The sequence below is a fragment of the Micromonospora sp. DT53 genome (assembly GCF_049841535.1).
Lineage (GTDB): Bacteria > Actinomycetota > Actinomycetes > Mycobacteriales > Micromonosporaceae > Micromonospora.
In genome coordinates, this window is record NZ_JBNCKM010000008.1 from 1 (window position 1) to 15297 (window position 15297).

Sequence of the window (15297 nt, forward strand, 5' to 3'; positions counted from 1 at the left end):
TGACCAACGGCAACAGCAGCGCCCGCCCGCAGATCCGCTCCTGTACCTCGGGTTGACATCGCCGAGGTTGAGTCGTGGGGGGGGGGGGGGGGGGGGGGCGCCCCCCCCCCGCGCGCTCAGTATCGCGGGATCTCGTGCATGGGATCTCCTGGAGGGCGGCGGTCAGCGGACCGGCAGGGTGGCCAGTGCCAGGTTGGGGTCGACACCTGTGGTGTACGCGGCGCTGAGCACGTAGACGGTCCGGCCGCGCACGGCCACCGAGGTCGGGTTCTGCAACCCGTCGGCGGCGGTCATCAGCGTTCGGGAACGGCCGGCCTCGTCGATGCTCACCACCGTGTTCGGGCCGTTCAGTGTGGCGATGACCTGTCGGTCACCGGCGCCGACGAACGCGAAGTCGTCGATGCCGACCAGGCCGGTCGCCGCCACCCGCACCGGCCCGGGTCGGCCGTGCCGAAGCGGAATGCGCAGCAGCGTGCCGTGGTCGAGGTTTGTCGCCCAGACCGCGTCGGCGCGTACCTTGATGCCGTTGGCGCCGAGAAACCCGGCCGCGGCGAGCTCGGGTGCCGAGGACCAGACCTCGGCGCGGCCGCCGTCCAGGGGAACTGTCGAGATCGTGCCGAGCACGGAGTCCGTGACGTAGAACCTCTTCGCCTCCGCGTCGAACGCCAGGCCGTTGGGCAGCCCGTCGGCCGGCAGGGCCGCGACGCGGTGCGGCGCCCGGCCGGGGCGTAGCCGGTACAGACCCGTGGTGGCGGCATCGCCGCTCGCGTAGAGGAAGTAGAGGGTGCCGTCAGTCAGGCGGACGATGCCCGTGGTCAGCGCGAACGCGAGCACCGGCGTGTCGACGCCCTCATCGGCGGGGGCCGGCAGGGTCGCCAGGATCCGCGTCCCGCCGGACGGGGTGACCGCGGCGACCTGTCGGGCCGCCGCGAAGGTGACGTAGGCGGTGCCGTCCGGGCCGACCGCGACGTTCTCCGGCAGCTGCCCCTTCGCCAGGTCGAAGTGGACCGCGATCCGCGAGGGCACCGGCGCGGCCGACGCTCGGGGCTGCCCGACGGTACGGGCCGGTGCGGTCGCGGCCGGTGCGGCGCTCGACGGTACGACAGTCAGGACGCCGATCGCCGCTGCTGCGACAGCGACTACGAGGGTCATCGTTCTCTTGCGCATGTCTGTCCTTACTCACGTGTCGTCGATGGGCTGGAAGAGGGCGCGACGGGTCCGGCGCTCCTCGCGGAGCACCTCATGTCGAGCCGATGGGGACGGTGCTACTCGTGCCTGGCGAGGGGTTGGGGAGCACCGGCACGGGTGGTGATCGCGCCGTGCACGAGCAATGTCATCGCGGCGTGCGATGCCGAGCCGGGTTCGGTGGTGGCGACGACGACGGTCTGGCCGTCCTCGGTACGCAGGGTCTGCTGTGTCACGTCCATCGCGCCGACCAGCGGATGACGCATCCGGTAGACCGTGCCACCGCCGGCCTTCACCCGGTGGTCGGCCCACATGGTGGCGAACTCCGGACTCCGCACCGTCAGCTCACCGACCAGCGCGGCCATCAGCGGGTCGTCCGGGTGTCGCCCGGAGGCCATCCGCAGTGTCGCCACCACCGCGCGGGCCTTGGTGGGCCAGTCCGCGTACAGGTCGCGGGTGTGCGCGTCCAGAAACACCAGCCGTGCCATGTTCGGGTACTGGTTCGGCCGGTCCGGGATCTCCGGAGTCAGGTGGCCGGCGAACAGGGCATGACCGGCGGTGTTCCAGGCCAGCACGTCCGCGCGGCGGCCGAGCACCAGCACGGGTACGTCACCAAGCGCCTCGATGAGTTGGCGTACCGCCGGGCTCACCCGCTCCGGGGACGGGCGGCGGACGGCGGGCCGACGGCGGGTCCCGGCCGCCAACTCGCCCAGATGGCGACGCTCCGCGTCGTTGAGCCGCAGCGCCCGGGCAAGCGCGTCGAGCACCTCGGGTGAGGCGTTCACGGCCTGCCCCTGCTCCAACCGCGAGTAGTACGAAACGCTCACCCCGGCCAGCAGGGCCAACTCCTCCCGGCGCAGCCCTCGAACCCGGCGCCGCTCACCGTACGTCGCCACGCCGGTGTCCTCCGGCCGCAGCTGGGAGCGCCGGGCCTGGAGGAAATCGCCGAGCTGTCCTCTCGCGTTCATGACTCGAAGTATTGCGAGCCCGGCCCGCCGCAACCACTCCCTGCCAGGGGTAGGCACCGCCCGGCGTCAGCGGGCGGCGGCGCTGCCCGTGACGGCGCCGACGCGAAGGCCGTGGTCGATGAAGTTGATCAGCCAGGTGAAGCTCTCGTCGACCGACGCGTCGATCTGGAACCCACCGGCCGCCTCCAGGGTCGCGAAGCCGTGCAGGACGCTGCGCAGCGTTCGCATGGCGTGGATCTCCTGGCCGGGTTCCAGCCCGTACCCGCTCAGCATGGCTGCCCAGGAGGCGAGCACCCGGTCGCTGGCCGGGATGAACGGGTCGTCGGGGCCGGTCGGGCGGGCGGCGTTGGCGGCCGCGTACCGGCCGGGGTGCTCCCGCACGTAGGTCCGCATCGCCTGGGCGCCGGCGGCGAGGGCATCGCTGCCGGACCGGCCCTGGATGGCGTCCCGGATGGCATCGCCGGCCTCGGTCATCGCCAGGGTCGCGATCCGGTGCGCCAGGTCGGCCTGACCGGTGACGTGCTTGTAGAGCGAGGGGGTCTTGATCCCGAGCCGGTCGGCGAGCAGGCCCATGCTGAGGTTGTCGAAGCCGACCTCGTCGACCAGCGCGGCTGCGGCTTCGGTGACCGACGTCGGGGTGAGCCGGGCCTTAGGCATTTGTCAGCGTCCGGGCGAGGAACGGCAGGGCCAGGGCGACAACCTCGTCGGGCGTCTGGACGTGCGGGTAGTGGCCCGCGCCCTCGATGACAGCCAGTTCGCCGAGCCCTCGCGGCAGGTCGGCGATGATGCGTTCGCCCTCGGCCCGCGGGTCGGCCCAGTCGGGGTCGGCGCTGCCCTGGATCACCAGGACCGGGCGGGTGACGTTGGGCAGTTGCCGACCGGCGTCGCCCGGGCTGGTCTTGGCCATCGCCTGCAGGACCTTCATCCGGCCGGGCTCACTCATCTTGGCCTCGATGCGCGCCAGTTCGCTGTGCCAGTCGGCGGGCTTGGTGGGGACCGCCACGTCGAGGTACTTGCGCCAGTTCGCCAGGCTGCCCCGCACGAGCACCTGCGCCAGTTGGAGGTAGCCGGCCCGGAAGCGCTTCACCCGCAGCAACCCGCCAAGGTCGAAGGACTGTGTTCGGGTGAACGGCGCCAGCTCGATGACGCCGGTGATCAGCTCGGGCGCGGTGGCGGCCGCGATCGTCGCGGCACCGCCGCTGATCGACTGGCCGATGATCACGGCCGGACCGCCGAGGTGGCGTACGACGGCGACGAGGTCGCCCGCGATGTCGGTGCGGCTGTAGCCGTCCCATCCGAGGCTGGAGTCGCCGCAGCCGCGGATGTCGACGTTGGCGACCCGGTATCCGGCCGCGACCAGGGCCGGAGCGACGAAGCGGTAGGAGTGCCGGCTGTCGCCCATGCCGTGCGCCAGGACGACAAGCGGCCCCTGCCCGGTGACCTCGTAGGCGATGGTGTTGCCGGCGATGCCCAGGTTTTCGATCATGACGTCCTCCACTGAAGCTAACGTGATTAGCTAAAGGCTAACGTGATTAGCTGGAATGGGCAAGCGCCGGTCCCCTCGGCAAGGCCCGGCGACCGTATGGTTCCGCGATGGAAACGGACACGGTGCGACAGGCTTACACGTCCGTCGCGAAGCTCTACATCGAGTTGTTCGGCACGAGCCAGCAGGTGGACACCGACGACCTCGCCCTCATCAGACGACACCTGGGCAGCCGGTCCGGCCGGGTGCTCGATCTGGGGTGCGGGCCTGGCCACCTCACCGGCTACCTTCACGAACTGGGCGTCGACGCCATGGGGGTCGACCTGGTCCCCGAGTTCATCGCGCACGCGCGGGCGTCCCACCCGGGCGTCGAGTTCCGCCTCGGTTCGATGGAACACCTCGACGTCGCCGAGGAATCCATCGACGGCATCCTGGCCTGGTACTCGTTGATCCATCTTCCGCCGCCGGAACTCGACGGCACGCTCGAGGAGTTTCGGCGGGTGCTGGTCCCGGCCGGGCGGCTGGTCCTGGGCGTCTTCGATGCCGAGGAGGTCGGCGCGTTCGACCACAAGGTCCTGACCGCCTACCGCTGGCCGGCCGACGAGATCTCCGAACGTCTCGTGAGGGCCGGTTTCCGGGAGGTCGAACGCCTGCGGCGGCCCGGCACCGACGAGCATCGACCGCTCGCCGCCATCGCGGCGATCGCGGCGTGAGAACGCCGAGGGCCGGCCTCCCGCGATGGGAGGCCGGCCCTCGGCCAGCTGAAGACCCGCGTCGACGCGGGCTTCCGGTACGGCGGGCAGCGCGCTCAGGCGCTGAGCTTCCCGGCGATCTTGACGACCCGCTCGGCCATGTGGTCGAGAGCGGCGAACTGGGCGTCGCCCAGCGGGGCGTCGTTGCCTCCACCGGTGACGTGCGAGACGCCGTACGGGTTGCCGTCGGCGAACTTCAGCGGGTCGGTGTAGCCCGGGGCGACGACCAGACCGCCGAAGTGGTGGACGGTGTTGTAGAGCGCGAGAAGTGTCGACTCCTGGCCGCCGTGGGCGGTCATGGACGCGGTGAAGCCGGCGTACACCTTGTCGGCGAGCAGCCCCTGCGCCCACTGCGGGCCGAGCGTGTCGATGAACTGCTTGAGCTGGCTGGCGACGTTGCCGTACCGGGTGGGCGTGCCGAACAGCACCGCGTCCGCCCAGACGACGTCGTCGGCGGTCGCCTTCGGCTCGTTCTTGGTGGCGTCGAAGTGCTGGCTCCAGGCGGCGTTGGAGGCGATGGCCTCTGCCGGGGCGAGCTCCGGAACCTGACGCAGCCGCACCTCGGCGCCGGCCTTCTCGCCAGCCTCGGCGAGGCGCTTGGCCATGGCGTGCAGGGTCCCGGTGGACGAGTAGTAGATGACGGAGAGCTTGGTCATCGGAGGCATCCTTCCCAAAGTAGTTGCCGCTGATAAATTTGCGGCCGCAACAATCTCGACAGTAGCAGCCACCTCGCGACACCCCCAACACCCTGACCATGCCCACCTGCGTGACGGAGCACACCAGGCGACGGGCGCGGGGCTGCGGCCGTCCAGCCGATGAGGCGGGGTGGTTCCGGCCCCTACGATGAGGCGATGGACGCCGCGGGGGCGCCGCCAGCGATGCGGTACCAACTACTCGGACCGGTCGAGGTGTGGTCGGCCTGCGGGGAACGACTGGCCCTCGGCACGCCGATGCAGATGCGCCTCCTGGCCGTCCTGATGGCCCAGCCCGGCACCGGGTGGTCCATCGACCAACTCGTCGACGAGCTGTGGCAGGGGCGCCCACCGAAGACCGCAGCCGGCAACGTGAAGACCTATGTCTGGGCGCTACGCCGGGCGATGCGCTCCCCCGGCCTCCCCGACCCCGCCATCCTCGCCGGGCCCACCGGCTACCACCTCGCCCTCGACGGGCAGACGATGGACAGCGTCACCTTCGACGACCTGACCCAGCGGGGGTATTCCGCGCTGCGGCAGGGCCATTGGTCAACCGCCCAGCAGTCGTTCGAGGCCGCGTTGGCACTCTGGCGTGGAGAGCCGTTCGCTGGGCTCCCCGGCTGGGGCGTGTTGCTCTCCGTCCGAGCGCGGCTCCAGGAACAGCGCTCCAGCCTGGTGGAAGAGGTCGCCGACCTCCAGCTGCGCGCCGGACGGCATCACGAGCTGATCGAAGCGCTGAGGAACCAGGTCGACGCCGATCCGCTGCGCGAGCGCCCATGGGGGCAACTGATGGTGGCCCTGGCGCGGACCGGCCGGCGCGCCGACGCGCTGGCGACGTACCGGCAGCTCCGCCATCTTCTCGCCGAGGAGGTGGGAGTCGAGCCCGGCCCTGATCTCCAACACCTGCACACCCGCATCCTGCGGGCGGAACGGGAGCTGTTGACAGCCGACCCCCGGCCGGCGGAAAAATGCCCGCCGCAGGTCGTCCCCCGGCAGCTGCCGGCCCCACCGACGTTGTTCACCGGCCGGGCCGGGGAGCTGGCCCGGCTCACCACGCTGCTGCTCGGTGACCCCGACTCGGCCGGCACCGTCGTCATCACCGGCACCGGCGGCGTCGGAAAGAGTTGGCTGGCGTCGCGCTGGGCGCACGACAACCTGCACCACTTTCCCGACGGGCAGCTCCACGTCGACCTGGGTGGATTCGGCACCGCGACGCAGGAGGCGTCGCCCTCGTCCGTCGTCGTACGCTCGCTCCTGCCCGCCCTGGGTGTGAAACCCCTGGAGATCCCCGCCGAGCCGGCGGCCCAGTTCGCCCTGTACCGCAGCCTGACCGCGGATCGACGGCTGCTCGTGCTGCTCGACAACGCCCGCGACGCGGAGCAGGTGCGGCCGCTGCTCCCGGGGTCGACCCGCTGCGGTGTGCTCGTGACGAGTCGCCACACCCTGCCCGGCCTGGTCGCCGCCGACGGCGCCCAGCCCCTCGCGCTGGACCTGCCCACCGACGACGAAGCGCGGCAGTTGCTCGTGCGCCGACTGGGTGCGCAGCGGGCCGCCGCCCAACCGGCAGCGGTGGACGAGCTGATCAGACGTACCGCGCGGTTGCCCCTGGCCCTGTCCATCGTGGCCGCGCGAGCCGCCGCCCGACCCACGTTTCCGCTCCAGGTGATCGCCGACGACCTGGCGGTGAGTCGGGGCGGGCTGGCCGCCCTGGCCACCGACGACGCCGCCACCGACGTGCGGACCGTGCTCTCCTGGTCGTACCGGCTGCTCGGTGCGGACGCGGCCCGGCTGTTCCGGCAACTCAGCCTGCACCCCGCCGCGGACGTCAGCGCGGCGGCTGCGGCCAGCCTCGCCGGGGCACCGCCGCACCTGATCCGGCCGGCCCTCGACGAGTTGACCCGGGCGAACCTGCTGGCCGAGTCGTCCCCCAACCGCTTCCGCTGTCACGATCTGCTGCGCGCCTACGGGGAGGAACTGACCTACGCGCTCGACCGTCCGGCCGACCGTGACGCCGCCCGCGGGCGCGTGCTCGACCACTATCTGCGTCTCGCCCGTGCCGCGGCGAGGCTTGTCGACTCCGGCTGGCAGCCGCTCGATCCGCCGCCCCTGCCCGCCGACACGTCACCGTCGGCGTTCGCCGACCACCGGGCCGCGCTGGCCTGGTTCACCATCGAACAGCCGGTGCTGCTGGCCGCCGTGGACGAAGCGGTCGCACACCGCTTCGACGCCCACGCCGGGCACCTCGCCCAGGCCCTCACTCCCCTGCTCAGCCGGCTCTCGCAGTGGCACGACCTGGCCGCCGTACAGGCCATCGCGGTCACGGTCGCGCACCGCCGCGGTGATCCCCGGGCCGAGGCGCTGGCCCACCGGGACCTCGCGCTGGCCCACATCCAGCACCGCCGGTTCGGTGCCGCCCACCATCACCTTCGGCGCGCGATGACCCGGTACGACCAGGCCGGCGACCGCCCGGGGCAGGCCAGCGCCCATCTGCACCTCGCCTGGCTGTCCGACATCGAGGGCGACGTCGAGGCGGCACTGCCACACGCCAGCGAGGCGCTCGCGCTGGCCACCAGTACCGGCGACCGGCTCGGCGAGGCGGCGGCCCTCAACGCGCTCGGCTGGAGCCACGCCCGCCTGGACGAGTACGCCGGCGCCATCGCCTACTGCGAGCAGGCGCTCGCGCTCTACGAGAAGGCCGAGGACCGGATCGGCGCGGCCCACACCTGGGACAGCCTCGGATTCGCCTATCACCACCTCGGGAAACACCCGACCGCGGCGGACTGCTACCGGCGCGCGCTCACGCTCTATTCCGACGTCCAGGACCAGTGCGGGAAAGCGGACACACTCGTCCACCTCGGCGACACCCATCAGGCGGTGGGCGACCACGACACCTCGGTCGACCTGTGGCGGCAGGCGCTGGCCATCCTCGACCGGATCGGTCATCCACAGGCCGTGGTGCTGTCCGAGCGGCTGGCCGCGTACCGATGAGATCCCTGCGCCGGCCGCCCCCGGCCCGGCGTGGATCCGACGTGGACCGGGCGTCGGCAGGCTGGACGAATGTTGACCACGAAGAGAACCACCTTCTGGCATCCCCGCGAGCGTGGCCGTCGACGCCCACGGCTCCTCGGCGGCCTCTCGGCCGCCGTCGCGGTCCTCGTCGCTCTGTCGCTCAACGCCCCACCGTCGCTCGCGGGCACCACGCCGGCCGAGGCGGGCGGCACCGGGCCGGTCACCGCACTCACCGCTGGCGGTTGGAACGGTCGGATCGACTGGCGGGCGTGCCCGGAACGCCCCGACGATCCGGGCACCCGGTGCGGAACCCTGCGCCTGCCGGTCGACTGGGCCCGTCCGGGTGGGGAAACCTTCCAACTGGCCCTGGCCCGACGCACCGCCACCGACCCGGCCGCCCGCATCGGTGTCCTGGTCTTCAACCCCGGCGGTCCCGGCCTGTCCGGGGTGGACGTGGCGCTGACGGCCGACAGCCAGCTCGGGCCGGACGTGCTGCGCCGCTTCGACATCGTCGGCTTCGATCCCCGGGGCACGGTCCGTAGCGCACCGGTGCGCTGCTCATCGGCGCTGCTGGGCCAGCACCCCTCCCTGGCACCCGCCAACGCGGCAGAGTTCGAGCGACTCCGCACCTACAACCGCCAGTTGCGGGACGACTGCCGCGCTCAGAGTGGCCCGCTGTTCGACCACCTCGACAGTGTGAGCGTCGCGCGTGACACGGACGCCATCCGGGCCGCGCTCGGTGAGCGGCAGCTGAGCTTCTATCAGTGGTCCTACGGCACACTTATCGGGCAGTCCTACGCCGAGCTGTTCCCCGACCGCGTCCGCGCACTGGTCATGGACAGCGTGATGGACCACAGCCAGGGGGTCAGGGAATACTTCCGCGGCGGCGCGGCCAGTAACGAGGCGCTGTTCCGCGAGTTCGTGACCTGGTGCGAACGAAGCCCCGGCTGCGCGCTGCACGGACGCGACGTGCCGGCGCTCTACGACCGACTGATGCGCCGTGCCGACGCCGGCACGCTCGTCGACGCGGCCACCGGCACCAGGCTGACCTGGTTCGAGCTTGGGTTCGCGACAGTCGTCAACTTCTTCGACGCGACCTGGGCCGACCTCGCGAACATGCTGCTCGCGCTGGAGCGGGGTGAGCCGGCCGCACTCGCGTCGCCGATGGTGCCGGTCAGCGACGAGGACCTGACCGAGTACGCGCTACCGGCGTTCTGCCAGGACTGGTCGCTGCCGGTAGACGGGTTCGCCGAGTGGAACCAGTATCTCGAACTGTCCCGCGCCGCGGCACCGCACCTGCGGGCCTCCCCGTTGGCCGTCCGCTTCGCCGCGATCTGCCTCGGCTGGACGGCGAACAACCCACAACATCGGCTGCGGGTCCAAACGAACGCGCCGCTGCTGGTGCTCAACGGGCGGTACGACCCTGCCACCCCGTACGAGGGGGCCCAGCGGGTGGTGCGCCAGCTCGGCAGCCGGGGCCACCTCGTCACCTACGAGGGGTCGGGCCACGCCAGCTACCCACGGTCCGAGTGCACCCGTCGTCAGGTGGAGCGGTACCTCATCACCAGAACCACACCACCGGTCGGCGCGAGCTGCCCGGCCGCCCCGGTCTGACGGGTCGACTTCGTCACGATGACGCCCCAGCTCACCAAGGTAGTGACCGGCCGACGACGTGTCGGTCCGGTCTCCTACCCCGGTGGCTGGGGCGTCGCCGCCGCGACAACGTCGGGTCAGGAGCCGTCGGCCGGCTGCTGTCCGGCCAGAACGGCCACTCTTCGAATGACCGACACCGTCCGTCGTCGCTGGGAAAACCCGCAGGCCGCGGGTGGCGCACCCATCGAGGCGATCGCCGGTCCCGGTTCCGGACACCCCTTGACATCGAAAGCTGTGGCCAGCCACACTCCCGATGCTAATTCGATTTAGCGGCCATCGAAGCCCTCAACTCCCCGCACCGGACCAGACCCGCGACGAGCTACCACCACTAAGGAGTCTTCGCGCATGAGGGAAACGACCGGAAGACGCAGGCTCCGGCTTGCGATCTCGATCCTCGCGTTCACGGCGCTCGGTGCGGGGGTCGTCGTCCCCGCGCCGGCTGTCGCCGCCGGCAGGCCCCCGATCGTGCAGGGCGCGACCGTCAAGGCGGACCGCCACTCACCGACCGGATACACAGTCACGTTCACCTACCGCAATCCGCACGCCACCCAGGTCCGCCTTGCCGGGGACCTGACCCTGCTCGACGTCGGCACCGGCACCACGCGCTATCAGCCGGAAGAGTGGCAGCCGGGGCGCTACCACGCCGGCGGCACCGAGTTCCTGCGGGACATGACCAGGGACCCGAAGGGAAACTGGTCGGTCTCACTCCCACTCCACGCCGGGGGTCTCAGCTACTGGTACCGCGTCTGGGACCCGACCCAGGGCTGGGAGAACAAGCGCATCTGGGATCCCGCCTCGACGAACCCTCGGCCGCCGGGCGAGTCGTCGTTCCGGGTCAGGAACAACGACGTGCTCGACGCCGTGTCCGTGCCGTACGCCAAGAAGCAGAACGACCCGGTGCTGAAGGCGCGTGCGGACTACGAGGTGCCGGTGGCCGACCGCGCGAAGCGGGGAACCGTCAGGTACGTCCCGTACACCACGATCCTGGGCGACAGCGGCCACTACCTCGGCGTCTACCTGCCGGCCAACTACGACGCCAACCGCGCGGAGCCGTACAAGGTCGCCTATCTGGCCCACGGCATCTTCGGCGACGAGACCGACTTCATGATCCCCGCGAACGTCCCGAACATCCTGGACAACATGACGGCCAAGGGCGAGATCGAGCCCACGGTGGTCGTCACCATGGGCAACCACTTCACGGGCACCAGCCTCGGCTTCGCCTCCTACAACCAGACCAACGCGGCCAACAACCTGGTCCAGACGATCCTTCCTCTCATCGAGCGCAGTTACAACGTCTCGACCGAGCGCTCCGGGCGCGCCTACGCCGGCTTCTCGTACGGCGGCATGACCGGCGGTGTCGTCATCAAGAACTACCCGACCACGTTCGCGTACTACGGGCACTTCTCCGGCAACCCGTCCCTCACCACCCAGGACTACGACACCATCGCGCACGCGGTCGGCGACGAGCAGCTCTCCGTCTTCCTCGGCAACGGCGTCTTCGAGGGCAACCTCAACGCCCAGAACGCTATCGCGGACAACTTCCGGGCCCGGGGGTACGCGGCCGCGACGACCCAGGTCCCCGGCGCGCACGACGGGATGACTGCGGGTCAGCTCTTCACGATCTTCGCCCGGGACCACCTGTGGTCGGGGGTCGACTCCGTGTCGGTGACGCCCGCGACGGTGAACCTGACGAAGGGCTGGAACTGGACCAGGCAGTTCAGCGCGGAGGTGACGACCAATGAGGGTGTGAGCCCGGCGGTGACGTGGTCGGTCCAGGGCGAGACCTCTGCGGGCACCACCATCTCCGCCGACGGTCTGCTCTCGGTCGACGCCGCGGAGACCGCGCCGTCGCTCACCGTCGTGGCGACGTCAGTGGTCGATTCGACCAAGTCACGCTCAGCCCTGGTCACCCTGACGCCCCCGGGCACGGCACGGGTCGAGGTGAAGGCGAAGGCGACTCCTGCCTCGGTCGTCCGCGGTGGCACGTTCACGCTGGCCGTCGACGTGCGGGCGCAGTCTGCGCACCGGGAGGCGCCGCAGGTGACCGGCGAGGTCGCCGTCACCTTCGGGGGCGCCACCCAGGTGGTTCCGCTCCGCGGCGGCGCTGCCGTCGTCAAGCTGCCGACCGACGGGCTGTCCGCAGGGGTTCACCCGGTGCGCGTCGCCTACTCCGGTGACCCGGTCCACGCCCCCACCTCAGCGGCCCACCAGCAACTGCGGATCCGGTAGCCGGCCGGCAGGTGGGCCGGCGACCTGTCGTCGTCGGCCCACCGTCGTCCGCCGCCCGCCCGGACCGTCAGCTCACGCCCCGAACCGCCTCGATGATCGTTTCGGCGACCTCGCCCGGCTGGGCCACCACAGTCGTGTGCGAGCCGCCGGCCACCTCGCGCTGGCCCCTCGGGTTGGCGCGCTCGGCCATGAACCGGTGGGCGGCGACCGGGATGTTCTTGTCCGCGTCGCCGAAGACGAACCAGCTGGGCAGCGATCGCCAGGCGGGGTCGCCGGTGAGCTTGTCGGCCAGTCCCTGTTCGGTGATCGGCCGCTGGGTCCGGGCCATCAGCGCGGCCACGTCGTCCGAGGAGTCCGCGCAGAACTGGGCGTGGTACTGGTCCTGGCCGATCGCCACCTCGTTCCCACCTGTCGACACCGGGTACTGCACAAGCGTGTCGGCGAGGGTGCTGCCGGGGAACTTCGCGGACAACGTCAGCGCCGACTCATCGGTGTCCGGGGCGAAGGCGTTGACGTACACGAGGGCCCGTACCGAGGTGTCGCCGGCCGCGGCCTGGGTGATCACCATGCCGCCGTACGAGTGGCCGACGAGGACGACCGGCCCGCCGATCCCGCGGACGACATCCCGCACGTACGCGGCGTCGCCTGCGACGCTCCGCAGCGGGTTCGCGACGGCCACCAGGTCGTACGCGCCGCTCAGCCGCTCGAGCACACCGTTCCAGCTCGCCGACTCGGCGAACGCGCCGTGCACGAGCACGATGGTGGGCTGTGGATCAGGCATGACAGGTGCCCCCTCACTCCGTGAAGCTGTTCACCGCCGGTCGCACCGGTACGCCTGGATACCCGTTACGAGAGTGCGAAACGTCCCGCCCGACGAGCAGGAGGCTGCGATGGCTACGACGACGCTGGCTGAGGTGATGGCCGAACTGGCCGAGCTGGAGGACCCGAAGGCACGGGAGGTGAACGCCAGACACGGTGACGATCATGGTGTGCATCTCGGCGCGCTTCGGGCGCTCGCGAAGCGGCTGAAGACGCAGCAGGATCTCGCGCGCCAGCTCTGGGCGACGGGCGATGCCTCGGCGCGGCTGCTGGCGATCCTGATCTGCCGTCCGAGGGTGTTCGAGCGGGACGAGTTGGACGTCATGATGCGCGAGGCGCGCACCCCCAAGGTGCACGACTGGTTCGTGAGCTACGTGGTGAAGAAGAGCCCGGACTCCGAAGAGCTGCGGCTGGCCTGGTTCGCCGACCCGGATCCGGTGGTCGCGAGTGCCGGCTGGGCGCTGACCACCGAACGCGTGACGAAGAAGCCTGAGAGTCTCGACCTCCCGGGGCTGCTCAAGGTGATCGAGACCGACATGAAGGACGCGCCGGATCGCTTGCAGTGGGCGATGAACCACTGCCTGGCGCAGATCGGCATCGAGCACGCCGAGCACCGCGAACGGGCGATCGACATCGGCGAACGCCTCGAGGTGCTCAAGGACTACCCCACCTCCCCCGGCTGCACGTCTCCGTTCGCGCCCACCTGGATCAGCGAAATGGTGCGCCGAGCGGGATAGGCAGCGGGGTTCTCGGTCCGTCCCGTTCGGCGGGGTCGACGCCGTCTGCCGCGCGCCCCTATAGTGAGTTCCATTATGGGACTTAGTACGTTCTGGCGGTGGTGGGTCGCCGGCACGACCAGCCAACTCGGCTCGGCGGTCGGCGCGCTGGCCCTACCGATGACCGCGCTGACCGTGCTCCACGCGTCGGCCTTCGAGATGGGTCTGATCACGGCGGCGAGCTATCTGGCGTACCTTCTGATCAGCCTGCCGGCGGGGGTGATCGTGCAGCGTCTGCCGCTGCGCGGCATGCAGGTCACCCTGGATCTGGTCCGGGCCCTCGTCATCGCGTCGGTCCCGCTGGCCTGGTGGTTCGACATGCTGACGGTGGCCCAGCTGATCGCGGTCGCCCTGGTGGTGAGCTTCGCCACCGTGCTGTTCGACGTGGCGAACCAGACCTTCCTGCCGGAGATCGTGCCGGCCGCGCAGTTGCAGGCGCGCAACAGCCTCACCTCCGGCACGCATGCCGCCACCGCGCTGGGCGGGCCCTCCCTGGGTGGTTTCGCGGTGCAGTTGCTGGGTGCGGTGCCGACGCTGTTCGTGGACGCCGTCAGCTACCTGCTCTCCGCCACGCTGCTGCGCACCCTGCCGGCCCGGCGGGTGCAGCGAACGGCCGAACGACCACCGATGGTCACGATGATCCGTGAGGGCTGGCACTTCGTGCTCCGGCACCCGATCATCGGACCGGCCATGTGGGACGCCACCGCGACGAACTTCGTCAACGGCGGCATGCTCGCCCTGTTCCAGTTCTACCTGGTGCGCGAGCTGCACGCACCGCCGCTCATGGTCGGGCTGTTGATCGCCGCCGACGGCCTCGGCGCGCTCATCGGCGCGGCGTTGACGACCCGCTTCACCGATCGGTTCGGCACCGCGCGCGGCCTGATCATCGCGGCCTTCGTCGGTGTGGCCGGTGCGCTCATCATCCCGCTGGGCACCGGCACCGCCGCGTTCCTGCTCTTCGCCGTCGGGAACCTCATCTTCGCGAGCTCCACTGTGGTGCTCAGCGTGACCACCCGCACGTACCGGATGCTCGCCAGCCCACCGGAGCTGCTGTCCCGGGTGATCGCCACGGTCAAGTTCGTCTCCTGGGGCGCCATCCCGGTCGGCGGCCTGCTCGCCGGGATCCTGGCCGGGCCACTCGGTGCCCGCACCACCCTGCTGATCTTCGGGGCGCTCACCGTGCTGTCCCCGATCATCTACCTGTCGACGCCGATCCGCCGGATGCGTGACCTGCCGCTCGACGCCCCGCCGACGCCCGCCGCGGCACGCGTGTAAACCGGCCAGGTGAACCTTCGGTCGGTCCACATCGCTCAATGGAGATATCGACAGAAGGTGTAGCCCGCGGTTTCCGGGGGCAACAAGTCGCACATGGAGGAAACCGCAGGATGCGAGGGGCATCTGCTTGGCCAGCGGCACCGAACCGCTGAGCCGGCCCGGGTATGCCTGGCGACACCGCTGCCGGCGGCCTCCGTCTGATGCGGCTGAGGCACAGCCTTCCCCCGGTGGCGTTCGGCGCGGTGGCGCTCGGCGCGGCCCTGGGTGCCAACCCCGCCCACGCCGACACGCCGTCGCCGCCGCGTCTCCCGCTGGTGGAGGTCGCCACCTCGCCGGAGGCCATCAAAGTCTCGGTGGCCGACGTGGTCGAGGTGCAGCTGACCGTCCCCCTGCCCCTGCCGACCGCGGTCGTCTCCCTGCCCGTGCCCCTGCCGTCGGCCGTTCCGCTGCCGACAC

12 protein-coding genes are annotated in these 15297 nt (G+C 71.0%); 6 read left to right on the forward strand and 6 right to left on the reverse strand.

Features of this window, described 5'->3' with window-relative positions; translation table 11 throughout:
* Positions 1-162 precede the first annotated feature (162 nt).
* The 4 genes from ACLQ3B_RS23725 to ACLQ3B_RS23740 all read right to left on the reverse strand — a co-directional run bounded on the left by ACLQ3B_RS23725 (position 163) and on the right by ACLQ3B_RS23740 (position 3639).
* Positions 163-1167 carry an SMP-30/gluconolactonase/LRE family protein gene (locus ACLQ3B_RS23725; RefSeq protein WP_425782897.1) on the reverse strand — a complete coding sequence of 335 codons (1005 nt, stop codon included), beginning with the start codon at positions 1165-1167 and terminating at the stop codon, positions 163-165.
* A 98-nt stretch (positions 1168-1265) separates the two neighbouring features.
* Entirely contained in the window at positions 1266-2153 is an 888-nt protein-coding gene (locus ACLQ3B_RS23730) for a helix-turn-helix domain-containing protein (RefSeq protein ID WP_425782898.1), read from the reverse strand.
* Between the two features lie 66 nt (positions 2154-2219).
* Positions 2220-2810, reverse strand: a complete 591-nt coding sequence (locus tag ACLQ3B_RS23735; protein WP_425782899.1) for a TetR/AcrR family transcriptional regulator — start codon at positions 2808-2810, stop codon at positions 2220-2222.
* Positions 2803-3639 (reverse strand): alpha/beta fold hydrolase, encoded by an 837-nt coding sequence (locus ACLQ3B_RS23740; protein WP_425782900.1) that lies wholly within the window; start codon positions 3637-3639, stop codon positions 2803-2805. The genes ACLQ3B_RS23735 and ACLQ3B_RS23740 overlap by 8 nt, the downstream gene beginning before the upstream one ends.
* A gap of 107 nt (positions 3640-3746) precedes the next feature.
* On the opposite strand from ACLQ3B_RS23740, the gene ACLQ3B_RS23745 reads away from it, so the two are divergent.
* Positions 3747-4349, forward strand: coding sequence for a class I SAM-dependent methyltransferase (locus ACLQ3B_RS23745; protein WP_425782901.1), 603 nt, complete (start codon positions 3747-3749; stop codon positions 4347-4349).
* Between the two features lie 95 nt (positions 4350-4444).
* Here ACLQ3B_RS23745 and wrbA read toward each other — a convergent pair whose 3' ends face one another.
* Complete coding sequence (wrbA, locus tag ACLQ3B_RS23750; RefSeq protein WP_425782902.1) at positions 4445-5053, reverse strand: NAD(P)H:quinone oxidoreductase; 609 nt, start codon at positions 5051-5053, stop codon at positions 4445-4447.
* A gap of 186 nt (positions 5054-5239) precedes the next feature.
* Between wrbA and ACLQ3B_RS23755 the strand changes: the two genes are divergently transcribed.
* From ACLQ3B_RS23755 to ACLQ3B_RS23765, 3 genes are all read left to right on the forward strand, one after another.
* Positions 5240-8068, forward strand: coding sequence for an AfsR/SARP family transcriptional regulator (locus ACLQ3B_RS23755; protein WP_425782903.1), 2829 nt, complete (start codon positions 5240-5242; stop codon positions 8066-8068).
* Between the two features lie 69 nt (positions 8069-8137).
* On the forward strand, positions 8138-9703 hold the full coding sequence (locus tag ACLQ3B_RS23760; protein ID WP_425782904.1) for an alpha/beta hydrolase: 1566 nt from the start codon (positions 8138-8140) through the stop codon (positions 9701-9703).
* A gap of 384 nt (positions 9704-10087) precedes the next feature.
* Entirely contained in the window at positions 10088-11971 is a 1884-nt protein-coding gene (locus tag ACLQ3B_RS23765; protein WP_425782905.1) for an alpha/beta hydrolase-fold protein, read from the forward strand.
* Positions 11972-12038: 67 nt separating this feature from the next.
* Here the strand turns inward: ACLQ3B_RS23765 and ACLQ3B_RS23770 are convergent, their stop codons facing one another.
* The gene (locus ACLQ3B_RS23770) at positions 12039-12752 is read right to left on the reverse strand and encodes an alpha/beta fold hydrolase (protein WP_425782906.1); all 714 of its coding nucleotides are present in this window, start codon (positions 12750-12752) and stop codon (positions 12039-12041) included.
* Between the two features lie 109 nt (positions 12753-12861).
* On the opposite strand from ACLQ3B_RS23770, the gene ACLQ3B_RS23775 reads away from it, so the two are divergent.
* Together ACLQ3B_RS23775 and ACLQ3B_RS23780 are read left to right on the forward strand one after the other, a co-directional pair.
* Positions 12862-13527: a DNA alkylation repair protein gene (locus tag ACLQ3B_RS23775; RefSeq protein WP_425782907.1), complete on the forward strand. Its 666-nt coding sequence runs from the start codon at positions 12862-12864 to the stop codon at positions 13525-13527.
* Positions 13528-13602: 75 nt separating this feature from the next.
* On the forward strand, positions 13603-14841 hold the full coding sequence (locus ACLQ3B_RS23780; protein ID WP_425782908.1) for an MFS transporter: 1239 nt from the start codon (positions 13603-13605) through the stop codon (positions 14839-14841).
* The last annotated feature ends 456 nt before the right edge of the window (positions 14842-15297 follow it).